Annotated in this window: 12 protein-coding genes; 11 read left to right on the top strand and 1 reads right to left on the bottom strand. The window is 35.4% G+C overall.

Annotated elements, in window-relative coordinates; all coding sequences use genetic code 11:
• The first annotated feature begins 51 nt into the window (after nt 1-51).
• From argS to U5L76_03165, 8 genes are all read left to right on the top strand, one after another.
• Nucleotides 52-1692: an arginine--tRNA ligase gene (gene argS / locus U5L76_03200; protein MDZ7798603.1), complete on the top strand. Its 1641-nt coding sequence runs from the start codon at nt 52-54 to the stop codon at nt 1690-1692.
• Between the two features lie 9 nt (nt 1693-1701).
• Nucleotides 1702-2970 carry a glycosyltransferase family 1 protein gene (locus U5L76_03195; GenBank protein ID MDZ7798602.1) on the top strand — a complete coding sequence of 423 codons (1269 nt, stop codon included), beginning with the start codon at nt 1702-1704 and terminating at the stop codon, nt 2968-2970.
• Nucleotides 2967-3188 (top strand): DUF167 domain-containing protein, encoded by a 222-nt coding sequence (locus U5L76_03190; GenBank protein ID MDZ7798601.1) that lies wholly within the window; start codon nt 2967-2969, stop codon nt 3186-3188. Before U5L76_03195 ends, U5L76_03190 begins: the two co-directional genes overlap by 4 nt.
• A 114-nt stretch (nt 3189-3302) precedes the next feature.
• A complete protein-coding gene (locus U5L76_03185; protein ID MDZ7798600.1) occupies nt 3303-4088 on the top strand; it encodes a hypothetical protein in 786 nt (261 codons plus the stop codon).
• Nucleotides 4089-4545: 457 nt separating this feature from the next.
• Complete coding sequence (locus tag U5L76_03180) at nt 4546-5265, top strand: hypothetical protein (protein MDZ7798599.1); 720 nt, start codon at nt 4546-4548, stop codon at nt 5263-5265.
• A gap of 356 nt (nt 5266-5621) precedes the next feature.
• The gene (ileS, locus tag U5L76_03175) at nt 5622-8489 is read left to right on the top strand and encodes an isoleucine--tRNA ligase (GenBank protein MDZ7798598.1); all 2868 of its coding nucleotides are present in this window, start codon (nt 5622-5624) and stop codon (nt 8487-8489) included.
• A 6-nt stretch (nt 8490-8495) separates the two neighbouring features.
• Nucleotides 8496-9245 carry a DNA repair protein RecO gene (recO, locus tag U5L76_03170; protein ID MDZ7798597.1) on the top strand — a complete coding sequence of 250 codons (750 nt, stop codon included), beginning with the start codon at nt 8496-8498 and terminating at the stop codon, nt 9243-9245.
• 28 nt (nt 9246-9273) lie between these two features.
• Nucleotides 9274-11208 carry a hypothetical protein gene (locus U5L76_03165; protein MDZ7798596.1) on the top strand — a complete coding sequence of 645 codons (1935 nt, stop codon included), beginning with the start codon at nt 9274-9276 and terminating at the stop codon, nt 11206-11208.
• Nucleotides 11209-11277: 69 nt separating this feature from the next.
• Here the strand turns inward: U5L76_03165 and U5L76_03160 are convergent, their stop codons facing one another.
• The gene (locus U5L76_03160) at nt 11278-11946 is read right to left on the bottom strand and encodes a CDP-alcohol phosphatidyltransferase family protein (protein ID MDZ7798595.1); all 669 of its coding nucleotides are present in this window, start codon (nt 11944-11946) and stop codon (nt 11278-11280) included.
• 95 nt (nt 11947-12041) lie between these two features.
• Here U5L76_03160 and tgt point away from each other — a divergent pair, with 95 nt between their 5' ends.
• From tgt to U5L76_03145, 3 genes are all read left to right on the top strand, one after another.
• Complete coding sequence (tgt, locus tag U5L76_03155; GenBank protein MDZ7798594.1) at nt 12042-13136, top strand: tRNA guanosine(34) transglycosylase Tgt; 1095 nt, start codon at nt 12042-12044, stop codon at nt 13134-13136.
• A 340-nt stretch (nt 13137-13476) separates the two neighbouring features.
• Entirely contained in the window at nt 13477-13782 is a 306-nt protein-coding gene (locus tag U5L76_03150; protein MDZ7798593.1) for a hypothetical protein, read from the top strand.
• 136 nt (nt 13783-13918) lie between these two features.
• Nucleotides 13919-14311, top strand: coding sequence for a hypothetical protein (locus tag U5L76_03145; GenBank protein ID MDZ7798592.1), 393 nt, complete (start codon nt 13919-13921; stop codon nt 14309-14311).
• Nucleotides 14312-14313: the final 2 nt, after the last annotated feature.

Genomic DNA, 14313 nt, shown 5'->3' with positions numbered 1-14313 from the left:
TAAGCTCCCTTTTTCCTTTATAAAAAAGAGGATTTCAGTTATAATAAAGTTATGAAAACTTTAAAGCAACAAATTCGGGAAAAGATTGAAAAAGAAGTTAAAAATAAATGGCCTGATATTTATGAAAAAATTAATTTTCAAGTTGAGAGGCCCAAAGAAAAAAGATTTGGTGATTATTCTTCTAACATTGCCATGCAGTTGGCTGGCGAAATTAAAGAAAATCCAATAAAGATAGCTAAAAAGTTAAAGAATAAAATAAAATGGCCGGCCGCAGTAGGTAAGACAATTGCCGCCCCGCCTGGTTTTATTAATTTTTATTTGTCAGAAAAGTGGCTCAAAAGACAACTAGCTCGCACAGTTAAAAACAGAAAATTTGGCAATTCAAATATAGGCGAAAATAAGAAAGTTCAGATAGAGTTTATTTCAGCTAATCCGACTGGCCCGCTTCATGTCGGCAATGGCCGGGGGGCTTTTACTGGCGATGTTTTAGGTAATGTTTTGCAAAGAGTTGGCTTTCGGGTGCAAAAAGAGTACTATCTTAATGACATGGGCCGGCAGGTGGATATTTTAGGCGAATCAGTGCGCATCCGATATTTTCAAAAACAGGGTATTAATTTAGATTTCCCAGAATATGGCTATAAAGGAAAATACATTGATGATCTGGCTAGTAAAATGAAAAGAGTGGACAAATATAAATTAAAAAATGTAGAAAAGGTTAAAGAAAGAATACGGGACCGGGCTTTAAAGCTGATGATAAAATCAATCAAAAATTTAATTAGCAAAAAGTTAAAAATAAAATTTAATAAATGGTATTCAGAAAAAGATTTATATAAACGAGGAATAGTAGAAAAAGTTTTTAAGATTTTAAAAGAGAAAAATTTACTTTATAAATCTAAAGAAGCTATTTATGTTAAAACTACTCTTTACGGCGACGATAAAGACAGGGTTTTGGTAAAAAAAAATAATCAGCCGACTTATTTTCTTTCAGATATTGCTTATCACTATAACAAAATCGAACAGAGGAATTTTGATAAAGTTATTGATATTTGGGGGGCCGATCATTACGGTCATAAGGGCCGTATGCAGGCTATGATGCGAGCTTTAGGCTTTGAAGGTTGTTTAGATATTATTATTTATCAATTAGTGCGTTTGATAAAAAACGGAAAAGAAGTTAAAATGTCAAAGCGTAGTGGTACTTTTGTAACCTTGGAAGAATTGGTTGATGAGGTGGGTAATGATGTGGTTCGTTTCTTTTTTCTCATGTATTCAGCTGACCGGCATATGGATTTTGATTTAAATCTAGCCAAAGAAAGATCCCAGAAAAATCCGGTCTATTATGTCCAGTATGCGCACGCTCGGATATGTAGTATAATGAAAAAGGCCCAGAAATTGGTTAGAAAAAAGTCTGCCCATAATAAAAAAGCCATAGAAGAAAAAGCAGCTTTTGATCTATTTAAAGAAATTTTAAAATTTCCGGAAATTCTTGAGGAAATTGCTTTAAGCTATGAAGTGAATAAACTACCTCTTTACGTCACTGGCTTAGCTACCAAATTTCATAATTTTTACAACAAGTGCCAAGTTATTGAAGATGATCAACTCAACCTTAAAAGGTATAAATTAATTAAATCAACTAAATTTGTTTTAAGAAAGTCTTTAAAAATAATGGGTCTATCAGCGCCCAAAACTATGTAAAAATTTAAAATGGCAAAGAAAAAAGAAAAAATGAGAATAGGCATTGACTGTCGGACTATGCTTTCGCCCTCCAGGGGAGAGAAGGCTGGTATTGGTCATTATAATTATTATCTAGTTAAGAATTTGATGAAGATTGATAAAAAGAATGAGTATGTTCTTTTCTTTGATTGGCGGGTACAGGATACTCGTGAATTTAAACAGAAAAATGTTAAGATAAAATATTTTCCTTTTTCCCAGTATAAAAAATTCCTGCCTTTTACTTATTCTCATATTTTAATAGCAGCTCAGTTATACAAAGAGGGCCTGGATATTCTCCATAATCCGGCTAATGTTATTCCTTTAAGCTACCGCCGACCGACTATTGTCACTGTTCATGATCTAGCTATTTATAAAGAGTCAAAGTGGTTTCCTTCCGGTCAGAAATTTTCTACTCGCTTTTTAGTACCCAAGAGTATTAAAAAAGCGGATCATATTATTGCCGTTTCTAAAGCTACTAAAAAGGACATAAAAAAGTTGTTTAAAATAAAAAATTCAAAGATTTCAGTTATTCATGAAAATGCCATGACTAAAAAAGTTTCTACCAGCAGCCGCAAAAAGTCAGCTTTAAAACGCTTTAAAATAAAAAATGACTATATTCTCTTTGTCGGTACCCTAGAACCCAGGAAGAATCTACTGCGGCTAATTGAAGCCTATAATGACCTGATTAAAAATAATAAAAAGTTTGCTCAGTATGACTTAGTCATGGCTGGTATGCGGGGCTGGAAAAGCAAGAATATATTTCGTTTGATTAATAAATTGAAATTAAAAAATAAGGTTAAGTTTTTAGAATACATACCGCATAACTATAAAATAGATTTAATGAAAAAAGCCACTTGCTTTGTTTTTCCTTCCTTTTATGAAGGTTTTGGTTTGCCGGTTTTGGAAGCTATGACCTTAGGCTGTCCGGTGATTACTTCGAAAAATTCTTCTTTGCCGGAAGTTTGTGGCGAGGCGGCTGAATATATTGATCCTTCTCGCTCGGAAAACATTACCCGCGCTTTAAAAAAAGTTTTAGGCAGTAAAAAGTTGAGAAATTCCATGAAAAAGAAAGGCTTAAAACAAGCTAAAAAATTCTCCTGGAGAAAAATGGCTGAAGAGACTTTGGCAGTGTATGAAAAGGTTTATAACAAAACTGACAAAGAAAAGAAGAAAAAGAAAAGCTCTAAAAATAAGTCTTCAAAAAAATCAAAAAAGAAAGATAAAAAGAAATCTTCTAAAAAAAGAAAAAAGAAGAAATGATTCTTCAAGTTAAAGTAATCACTAATGCTAGAGAAGAAAAAATCTCCAGACAAGGGGATTTTTTAAAAGTAAAATTAACTCAAAAAGCGGAGAAGGGCCAGGCCAATAAAGCTTTGATAAATTTATTAAGTCAATATTTTAAGGTGGCTAAAAGTCAGGTTCATATTAAAAAAGGAGAAAAGAGTCGGATAAAGAGAGTGGAAGTTTTAATATATTAATTTGTTCTTTCTACCTTCAGGCTCTTCACGAGACTGTTGGGACTTAGTTATGGCTATTAAAATTTTATCCACATCCCAAACATTGACAAATAGGTTGATTTGTGCTAGTATTTAATGTTTATTGCTCTTTTAAGTATATTTATTTACTTGCTGTTAGATAGCCATAGCCAAAAGACCCTAAAAATTAGAGTTTTCTGGCTATGGCTGTCGCAAATTGTGACATCCCCCGATGGCAATAACGGCAATAACCCCGAAGAAGGAGGACTGACCATGTCTAGAGACATGCTCGGTATCGCTGTGAGAAAGCTCGTGACGCTTCCAAACGAAACGCTTGGAAGCGTTTGCGACCTTCTCGAGAAACTGTCTGATCCGCAGTGGGTCAGGGCTCTCAAAAAGTTTCTCCGCAAGGAGAATCCCTGGGAAGCCCCAAGATTCTCCGTTTTCAAGACCATCAAGCTTGGCAATAAGGACACCGAATCACTCCAGCGGGCCATCAAAAATGCTGGTATGAAAATCAGCGATTGGTCTCGTGATATCATGTCCAAGCCTACATTTACACTGGCGAATAGTGAGACTACCGTCGAGCTGTTTACCGCCACGGTGGCAGAACTTGGCTTCAGCGGCCACACTTGCTTCAATAATATCTGTACTCGCATCCGTGAGCTCGGTTATGAACTTTGTCCTGCCGAGGTTGGTCCACAACTGCGTCTGCAGTACCCTGATCAGCCCAGCAACGAATGTCTGTACATAGCCATGGAATCTATTACTGATTCTGACGGTGATCTCGAGTTGTTTTACGTCGGGCACGGTGCCTACGGTCGTTGGCTCAGCACCAACTGTGGCCTTCCTGACTTCGTCTGGAGTCCTGACCATCGTTTCGTCTTCGTTCGCAGCAAGTAATTAGTCCTTGAGACTTAAGCACTTTGACCTCTTAGGCTTTTGTCCTTAGTTCTTGGGACTTGAACTCAACGACCCGTATCGTCTCTCGACAAGTTCGAGATGGTGCGGGTTTTTTCTTTTTATTTAAGACTTGCCAAAAAAGAGAAAAAATTTATATTTTTTATAAGTTTATTAATTTTATTTGTTCTTTCTGTCCCCAGAAAGAACCAAAGAGGGCTGAGGGTAAAAACTCGCGCGTGTGTATGGCTGATCATTATTGCAGTTCTTGGCGCTCGAAGTTTTACCCCCAGACCCCCACGTGACCGTTGTGGCCTGGGTTATAGTTATTTAAATTCCATCCATATCCCAAACATTGACAAAGAGATGAATTTGCGCTATTATCAAGTGTTTATTGCTCATTAATATTATTAATCAGTAGCCATAGCCAAAAGGCCTTAAAAATTGAGGTTTTCTGGCTATGGCTGCTGCAAAGAGTAGTGGTCCGATGGTAATAATCTTGAAAAAGGAGGATGTCGCCGTGGAAAAATCCATGTCCCCGTCCGAAGAAATCATTTCTGCTGGTCAGGCAGCAAAGATCGCCGATCTCGTCATCGCGAGGTTGAGAAAGAGTGAGTTACCCCACGCAGTTATCCAGTCTGTAATCGAGAAAGAAGGTGCGGAAATCGCCGCAAATTTCGTGGCCGACGTCCGTAATCGGGTCGAAGCGTGCCTGCTTGTCGCCGAACCCCACATCCTCAAGCGTCTGCCTTTCGACGTCGAGAATTTCATCGGAAAAGGCTGGTCAGTCAACGAACAGGTATCAAAGCGTTCCAGCGACAATCTGGAAGCCGGTCAGATCACCCGAAATGATTATCTCAAAGAAGGGGAATCATATATCAACGGCGAAGAGCGCCTCAGGCGCATTAAAGTCGCGGGTGAACAAGATCTGCAGCTCGACGCCGAGGATTTCCTCGCTCTATGGCAGGAGGAGGGCCACACTACCTTGAACTGGCTCTACGAGACAAAAGGTATCACCTGGCTATCGTTCTGGGGAACTATTCTCGGCGGCCCGGTCGGCCGCCGCCTTGTTCTCTATCTCTGCCGCTATGTTGATGGTTCCTGGCGCTGGCTCTACGACTGGGTCGACCGTGACGTCTGGAGCTCTGGCCGTCCTGCCGCCGTTCTCGCAAGTAACTAAGTCCTTGGGACTTAAGCACTTAGTTTTTTAATAACGACCCGCATCAATTATCTATAATGGTGCGGGTTTTTTCTTTTTATTTAAGACTTGCCAAAAAAGAGAAAAAATTTATATTTTTTATAAGTTTATTAATTTTATTTGTTCTTTCTGTCCCCAGAAAGAACCAAAGAGGGCTGAGGGTAAAAACTCGCGCGTGTGTATGGCTGATCATTATTGCAGTTCTTGGCGCTCGAAGTTTTACCCCCAGACCCCCACGTGACCGTTGTGGCTTGGTGTTGTTAATTTATTAACAAACTTGCCAAAGAGGCTAATTTATTTTAAAATATAAAGTGATTGATCAGCATTTTTTTATTATTATGATAAACTTTCCTGAATTAGAAAAAAAAGTCCTCAAATTTTGGCAGGATAATAATATATTTAAAAAGTCTCTGAAAAAAAATGAAAGGGGGACGCGTTTTGTATTTTTTGAAGGCCCGCCCACGGCTAACGGCCGTCCCGGTGTTCATCATGTTCTGGCCCGCGCTTTTAAAGACGTTATTCCGCGTTTTAAAACCATGCAAGGCTATTTAGTCGAGCGCAAGGCTGGCTGGGATACCCATGGCCTGCCGGTTGAGCTGGAAGTGGAAAAAGAGTTGGAAATTTCCGGCAAGGGTGATATAGAGAAATACGGCCTGGAGAAATTTAATAAAAAATGCCAGTCAAACGTCTGGAAATACAAAAAAGACTGGGAAGAAATGACCAGACGCTTGGGCTTTTGGATTGATCTGGAGGATCCTTATGTTACTTATGATAATAATTATATAGAGTCAGTCTGGTGGATATTAAAGCAGGTCTGGGACAAAAAATTATTATATCAGGGCCATAAAGTGGTGCCTCACTGCCCCAGATGCGGCACGGCTTTGTCTTCCCACGAAGTAGCTCAGGGTTATAAAAATATTGAGGAAGAATCGGTTTATATCAAGTTTGAATTAGAAGAAGAGAAAAATACTTATGTTTTAGCTTGGACGACTACTCCCTGGACCTTACCGGGTAATGTAGCTTTGGCTTTAGGTGAGGATGTTGAATATGTCAAAGTGAAGATGAATGATGAATTTTTAATATTAGCTAAGGCTCGACTGGATATTTTGGAGGGCAACTATCAAATAGTAGAAAATTATAAAGGCAAGGATTTAGCCGGTAAAAAATATAAACCCTTGTTTGATTTTTTAAACCTGGAAAAAGAAACCGGTAAAAAAGCTTATATTTTGGCTTTAGCTAATTTTGTGACCACTGAAGACGGCACCGGTATTGTTCATACAGCCGGTATGTATGGTGAAGATGATTATATTTTAAGCGAAAAAATTGGTTTGCCTAAAGTGCATACAGTTGATGAAAACGGAGAGTTTAATAAACTGGTTAAACCCTGGGCCGGCCGGTTTGTTAAAGAAGAAAAGCTGGAAAAAGAAATTTTAGATTATTTAAAAGATAAGAATTTACTTTTTAAAACCGAAAAATATAAGCATGATTATCCTTTTTGCTGGCGCTGTGATTCACCACTTTTATACTATGCCAAGAACTCTTGGTTTATTAAGATGTCAGCCCTGCGGGATCAATTAAAGCAAAATAACCAGCAAATAAATTGGATTCCTGATTATATTAAAGAAGGCCGTTTTGGCGAATGGATTAATGAAGTTAAAGACTGGGCTATCAGCCGTGAAAGATACTGGGGTACGCCTTTGCCTATCTGGCAATGTGAAAAATGTAAAAAATATCAGTGTCTTGGCTCTAGAGAAGAGTTAAATAGTTATCAAGGCGATTTACACCGGCCTTATGTTGACGAAATTGAATTGGATTGTGAGTGCGGCGGGAAAATGAAAAGAGTTCAGGATGTTATAGACTGCTGGTTTGACTCGGGCTCGATGCCTTTTAGTCAGTGGCATTATCCTTTTGAAAACAAAGAAAAAATTGACCAGGGCTTGAGCTATCCGGCTGATTTTATTTCCGAAGCCATGGACCAGACCCGGGGTTGGTTTTACACGCTTTTGGCCATTTCTACTTTATTAGGTAAAGGAACTTCTTATAAAAATGTTATTTGCCTGGGTTTGGTTTTAGACAAAAACGGCCAGAAAATGTCCAAGTCTAAGGGTAATATTGTGAAGCCGGATGATATTTTTGAAAAATACGGGGCTGACGCGGCCAGGTGGTATTTTTATACCTTAAACCAGCCTGGGGAGACCAAGCTTTTTGATATGAAAGGAGTGGAAGAAGTAGTAAAAAAAGTTTTTTTGATTTTAATGAATGTACACAGTTTTTATCAGATGTATGCTGAAAGCAAAATTCCGGAGAAAATTAAGTCAGATCATGTTTTGGACCAATGGATAAATTCAAAAATAAATCTTTTAATAGAAAAAGTGACTCAAGATTTGGAAAGTTTTGATCCGACCAAAGCAGCTCGCCGGATAGCGGATTTTATAAATGATTTATCTACCTGGTATTTAAGAAGAAGCCGGGACCGTTTTAAGACCGGCGAAAAAAAAGATAAAGAAAGGGCTTTGGCTACCTTATATTTGGTTTTATTTAAATTATCCAAACTAATGGCTCCATTTACTCCATTTTTAGCCGAAGAATTATATAAAAAATTAAAAGGAGAAAAAGAATCAGTACATTTGGAAGATTGGCCAAAAGCCGAACCAGAAAAATATGATCAGGTTTTATATAATATGGAAAAAGTCCAGCAATTAGTTGAGCTGGGACACGCCTTAAGAGCTGAGAACGCAATTAAAGTAAGACAGCCTTTAGCTCAGATTTTATCTAACATTAATGATTTGCCAGAAGATTATAAAGAAATTATTAAAAAGGAATTAAATCTACATGAAGTACATCTAGACAAAAAAGAGATTAAAGAAAATATTGATTTCAAAATAAAAGAAGCCGGGGAAATAAAAGTGGCTTTAGATATAACAATTACGGATCAGCTAAAAGAAGAGGGCCTGGTGCGTGAGGTTATCCGCCATATAAATTCCCTGCGCAAAAAAGCTAAATTAACTATTGGGGATAAAGTTGAGTTGAGTTATTATACTGAAGAAGAAAAGATTAAAAAGATATTTGAAAATTATAAAGAAGAGATAAAAAAAGAAACCGCTAGCAAAGATTTAAGATTAGTTATTAAGGAGGAAGCGGAAAATTTATCAAAGACTAAAAGTTTTAAGTTGGACCATCAAGAAGTAATAATTAGCATTAAATAAAAATTTTTGGTTTTACAAAAAGCCATCATATTTAATAAAAAAAATTTTCGGGAAAATGACCGTTTTTATTTGGTTTTTACCAAGGATCAGGGTAAGCTTGAGTTATTAGGACGGGGTACGCGTAAGAAAAAGAGTAAGCTGGCCGGACTACTTGAACCGATATCCTTAGCCGAGATAAATTATATTCCGGGGCGTTTTTTTAATACTATTACCAGTGTTAATGTTATTAAATATTTTAAAAAGTCGAGTTTTGATCCGGCAATAAATATCTGGCTGGGACCTTTGATAGAAATATTGAATAAACAAATTAAAGAAAAAGAAAAGGATGAAAGAATATTTTATCTTTTAACAGAACTTTTTAAACTTTTAGAAGGAACGGTCAATAAAAACAAACAAAAAATAATAATTTTAGCTTCAATTTGGCAAATAGTAGCCTTGCTTGGTTATAAGCCAGAGCTTTATTCCTGCCGTAAATGTGGCCAAAGTTTAAAACCCGAAAAAACTGGCTTTAGTTATAAAGATAAGGGTCTTCTTTGTTTGGCATGCGCTAAAAATAAAAAAAATTTAGTTTCAGCTAATATAATAAAAATTCTAAGATTATTTTTAAGTCACAGACTTAAAAAGGTAGCCAAATTAAAGACAAAAAAAGAAGATATAATAGAAATAATTAAAATCACTTACCACTATGTTACTTATATTTTTGAAACAGAATTTTCCAGCTTTAAATTTATAAAAAGTTTAAAAACTTATAAATAATTCGATTTTTTGCTATAATTAAATAGCTATGACTAAAAGAAAAAAGAAAAAAAGTAAAAGCAAAACCAAAAAAATAAAGGTGGTTAAGGTTGAAGAAAAAAGGAAAAATCAAGTAAAAAAGCCAAAAGATTACAAACCGGCTATTTCTAGGATGTATCAGGATGATAAAGGTAAACCACTGAATTTGAGCAAGCTTAAAAAGGTTAAAAATACTAAAAATATAAAACTTTATATTAAAATAATTATTGTTTTACTATTGCTTTTTGCAGCAGCTGTGGCCGGATTTTTTATTTTTTATAGAAATCAACAGTACCAAGAAGGTGATGTGGTTTTAGATATTTCCGGTCCAGAGAATATTTCTTCAGGGGATGAAGTAGTTTATACTATTAATTACGCTAATCAGGGTCAAGCTTTTTTAGGCAATGTTAAATTAACAGCTACTTATCCGGAAGGGTTCACTTTTAAAAGCTCGGTGCCACAGGTTGATAATACTTATAATCAGTACTGGGAAATGGGGGATCTTGGTTCGGGCAAACAGGGCCAGTTGAAAATTACTGGGAAATTAGTCGGTGAAGTGGGTAGTGTTAAGACTTTGAATTTTAAAATGAGCTATAAACCCTCTAATTTTAATTCTCTCTTTGAAACCAAGGCTAATTATTCGAGTAAAATTGATGATTCAATTATTGATTTGGAAATTTCTGGCTCAAAAAGAGTAATTTTAGGGCGTGAAGCTAATTTTAAAATAAAATATAAAAATAAATCCAAAGAGCCTATAGAAAAATTCAGAATTGAAGCGATTTATCCCAAAGATTATGAATTTATTTCATCAGACCCAAAAACCTATGAAGATGATAATATTTGGCAGATTGAAAGACTGGAAGCTTCTAATCAAGGTGAAATAGAAGTTAAAGGTCAATACCAGGGAACAGCCGGTGATATGCGGGAGATGAAAATAAAGCTAGGCTTAGTAGATGAAGATGGCTCGGTCAGTTCTCAAGTAGAAGAGTCAGCTCTTATTCTTTTGATTAAGCCGGAGTTGAATTTAGACCTTAAAATAAACGGAAAAAATGAAAATATAACCGCCAGCCCGGGCGAAACATTAACTTATTATTTAAGTTATCAAAATAACTCTGATATTGAACTCAAAGATATGTCTTTATCTTTGACTATAAATTCAGATCAAATTAACTGGAACTCACTAGACGATGATCAAGAGGGTGAGGTTAAAGAGGCAGGAATAACCTGGAATAAAGATCAGATTGAGAGCTTAGAGTCAATCAAGCCTGATAATGAAGGGGAAATAATTTTTAAATTGGCTATTAAAGAAGATATTGATTTAGAAAATTCAGATGACAAAAATTTTCAGATTGAAAATATATTTTCAGCCACTTCTTCTTCTTTGAGCGAGCTTGGCGGTGAGAGTATTAGTGTGGAAAAAGAGCCAGTAATGGTTAAAATAAACAGTCAGATGAAATTAGACTGCGAGGCTCGGTATTATTCTGAAGAAAATGAAAAACTAGGGTCCGGACCTCTGCCGCCCGAGGTGGATGAAACCACCACTTACCGTTTATTATGGTATTTAACTAATACTAGTAATGAGCTTAGACAGGTGGTAGTAACTTCAACTCTGCCGGAAGATATTTTTTGGAACGGCAAAAATAAAGTTACCTCGGCCGGAAGTTTAAGCTTTGACCCCATTTCTCGTCAGATAACCTGGCAAATAAACCGGGTGCCTATTGGAGCCGGGGAGGTAAATTCAGGTCTAAGCGCCTCTTTTGAAGTCTCGACTACGCCGAGTGAAGATGATCTAGGCTTGGTTAAGGTTTTATGCGACAAAACCGAAAGTGAGGCGGTTGATAATTTTACTGAAGCCACTTTAACGGCTAGTTGTGATTCATTAACTTCAGAGCTGAAAAACGATATTAAGGCCCAGGGAAAAGGTATAGTGGTCAGTGGAGAATAAAAAATATTATAAATTTAAATAAAAAAACGGGAACAAATTAGTTCCCGTTGTATAATTGTGCAAAAAAGCTTAATTGTGAGTATATTCCCAGTAAACTTTTATGGCGTGGAAAATAATACTAGCTAAAGCCAATATAATGGCGATCCAAACTATATTTCTAATAATTACGGGATCAACCATCCATGCCTTTACTAGATGAGGGTACTTTTCCAGCCAGTTAAATTTTACTAAAAATAAGCAAGTCATTTCAGCACTCTGAAAAGTAAATTTGAGTTTGCCAAAAATGTTCGAGCCTAAAGAAATTTCATTCTTATAGCTAGATTTTACAAAAATCTTAACAAAAGATGAAAAAAGAAGAACAACTTCTAGGACAATCTGAATACCAATTTCTCCTTTAGATAAAAAACTAGGCCATAGCCAGGCAACGATAAAGCCAAAAAGTAGTTTATCAGCTACTGGGTCAAATATTTTACCTACTTCTGTGCGGCCATACTTAGCGGCTAATTTACCATCAGCAAAATCGCTTAGAATAGCTATACTCAAAAGAGTTATAGCGGTTGTTTCCCATCTTTTAGTAAAGGACCAGAGGATAAAAGGCAGTATAACTACTCTTAGAAGAGTGACATAATTGGCCGGAGTGTTGAAACGAAATCCCTCTTCTTTGAAAAGAGCTCGTTTAATTTCTTTGAGTATCTTTTTTAATTCTATAAGCACTAATCTTATTTCTAAGAAATTCATCAAAAATCCTTTCTTTTTTAATCACAAATCAGTTTGTTAAATTGTAAAAAGTACGATAGTATTTAAGTATTACAGCTTAATTTATTATTATAAATATGTCAAATTTTAGAGTAATAAAATATTCAAAAAAGAATAAATCCCGGCGGGGAATTTTAAAAACTAAGCACGGATCAATAAAAACCCCTTTTTTTATGCCTATTGCTACTAAGGGGGCCGTAAAAACCCTTACGCCGAAGCAATTAAAAGATATTAAGGCTCAGATAGTACTTGGTAATACTTATCATTTAAATTTAAGGCCAGGAGCAAAGATTATAAAAAAAGCTGGTGGTTTGCATCATTTTATGAATTGGCCTGGACCAATATTGACTGACTCGGGCGGTTACCAGGTTTTTTCTCTAGCTAAATTCAGAAAAATTACGCCCAAAGGAGTAATTTTTAAAGATAATGTCAGTGGCCAAAAGCATTTGTTGACTCCCGAAAAAGCTATACAGATTCAAATAGATTTGGGAGTGGATATAATCATGTCTCTGGACGAATGCCCGCCTTATCCTTGTCCAAAAAAGTACGCCCATGATTCTATGAAAATTACTACTGACTGGGCTAAAAGGGGTTTAAAGTATTTTAAAAAACATAAAAAACCAGGCCAGCAATTATTTGGTATTATTCAGGGGTCAGTTTTTAAAGATTTAAGAGAAGAACACGCTAAAGAATTGTCTAAAATGGATTTTGATGGTTTGGCTCTTGGCGGCTTAGCTGTCGGCGAAAAAGCTAAAATTATGTATAAAGTAATAGAATGGATTGAACCTCATTTACCAAAAAATAAACCCCGCTATCTAATGGGTGTGGGCTATCCAGAACAAATAGCAAAAGCAGTTGAGCAGGGTATTGATATGTTTGACTGTGTTTTACCCACGCGTAACGCCCGGCACGGGGTTTTATACACTTGGAAAAAAGAAAAATATGCTGCTAGTAAAAATTTTTATCAAGAGCTAAAAATAAAACAATCTAAATTTAAAAATGATTTAAAACCAGTTGACTCTTCTTGTCAGTGCTATGGTTGTAAAAATTATTCAAAGGCTTATCTTCGTCATTTATTTATGTCTGGTGAGTTTTTAGGCCAAACCTTAGCTACTTTACATAATTTAAGATTTTATTTAAAATTAATGGAAAAGATAAGAAATAATATTTAAGCTAGCTCTTTTTTACCAAGCAGGAGGACAAAGATGAATGATGGAAAGATATCAAAAAAGAAGGCTGATGAAAAAAATATTCAACCTTTGAAAAGTTATTGAATAAGGCCAAAAAAAAGGGCCGAGTTGGTGGGGCTTTTGCCTGTCCGGTTTGTGGTATGAGATTTAATACTAAAAAAGAGGCTGATGATTGTTGTGGCAGTTCCATTGATATTTGAGAGGTATTTTTTAAAATGCCTCTTTTTTTATTTATTTTTTGACTTGACAAAAGTTTAATAAAAAGGTTAATTAAAAGTGGATTAAGTAGAGTACCTTTGATAATTAAGGAGGAGGATTAGCCATGTCTCTTAGAACTTATCACCGGAAGAAAACTCCTTTAGAGACTATAAACCAATTCTCTGAAGAAGAAATTAAGACTTTAATTAAAAAGAAAATTCCAGTAAGCTTAAAAAATGGATCTTTAGATATAAAGTATCAAACTGAAGTCCAAAAGTGTCTTATTATCAGTTTTGATAAAAAAGGTAAAAATTTCTTTTTTAAAATTAAGCTATTAAATAAGGGAGATGATAAGTTTATAGAAGTATCTGATAAAGAGATTAATGTTTTATGTGCCCGTATTGATCTTTGTCAGGAAGGTTTATTATAATTTGTTTATAAAAGGAGGCCTTTAAATTGAAAAGCTTAATGCTTAATCCAAATCTGCCCAAAGCCACTCAGTAAATAATATTTAATGGGGTGGCTTTTTTATTAGACAAAAGTCAAATTTTATGATATAATATAGAATGATGTCTCAGAATATTTTTTGGAAAACAGCTAAATATATATTCAAGGAAATATTATTTGATATTCTTTATTTCCCATTTTGGTGGTATACCACGGGCGTAAAAAAAGCGGCTGTTTTTTTTATTAATGAAGTAATTGGCTGGAGTAATCGACTTTCTTTACGTATTTTGTTTAAAAATTTACTTAAACCAATGTATGGGGATTATTCGCGTAGCGGTCGGATCATCAGTCTTTTTATGCGATTAATTGTTTTTGGTTTTAAATTAGTGTTTATGGTTATCTGGCTGGTTATTTTGTTGTTTCTCTTTTTACTTTGGATTGTTTTACCTATTTTCATTATTTATATGATTTATTTAAATATTACTGGTAGTAAAGGTTTTTTTATTAATTAAAT

Source organism: Patescibacteria group bacterium (genome assembly GCA_034520665.1).
In the GTDB taxonomy this organism is placed as follows: domain Bacteria; phylum Patescibacteriota; class Patescibacteriia; order JAXHNJ01; family JAXHNJ01; genus JAXHNJ01.
The sequence above is the reverse complement of the archived record's forward strand: the minus strand, read 5'-3'. Positions and strand labels throughout refer to the sequence as shown.

Bases quoted from the DNA above. Each gene is read 5' to 3' on its own strand.
- argS (MDZ7798603.1), top strand. From the start codon at position 52: ATGAAAACTTTAAAGCAACAAATTCGGGAAAAGATTGAAAAAGAAGTT.
- U5L76_03185 (MDZ7798600.1), top strand. From the start codon at position 3,303: ATGTTTATTGCTCTTTTAAGTATATTTATTTACTTGCTGTTAGATAGC.
- U5L76_03150 (MDZ7798593.1), top strand. From the start codon at position 13,477: ATGTCTCTTAGAACTTATCACCGGAAGAAAACTCCTTTAGAGACTATA.
- tgt (MDZ7798594.1), top strand. From the start codon at position 12,042: ATGTCAAATTTTAGAGTAATAAAATATTCAAAAAAGAATAAATCCCGG.
- U5L76_03165 (MDZ7798596.1), top strand. From the start codon at position 9,274: ATGACTAAAAGAAAAAAGAAAAAAAGTAAAAGCAAAACCAAAAAAATA.
- U5L76_03190 (MDZ7798601.1), top strand. From the start codon at position 2,967: ATGATTCTTCAAGTTAAAGTAATCACTAATGCTAGAGAAGAAAAAATC.
- U5L76_03160 (MDZ7798595.1), bottom strand. From the start codon at position 11,946: ATGAATTTCTTAGAAATAAGATTAGTGCTTATAGAATTAAAAAAGATA.
- U5L76_03180 (MDZ7798599.1), top strand. From the start codon at position 4,546: ATGGCTGCTGCAAAGAGTAGTGGTCCGATGGTAATAATCTTGAAAAAG.
- ileS (MDZ7798598.1), top strand. From the start codon at position 5,622: ATGATAAACTTTCCTGAATTAGAAAAAAAAGTCCTCAAATTTTGGCAG.
- U5L76_03195 (MDZ7798602.1), top strand. From the start codon at position 1,702: ATGGCAAAGAAAAAAGAAAAAATGAGAATAGGCATTGACTGTCGGACT.
- U5L76_03145 (MDZ7798592.1), top strand. From the start codon at position 13,919: ATGATGTCTCAGAATATTTTTTGGAAAACAGCTAAATATATATTCAAG.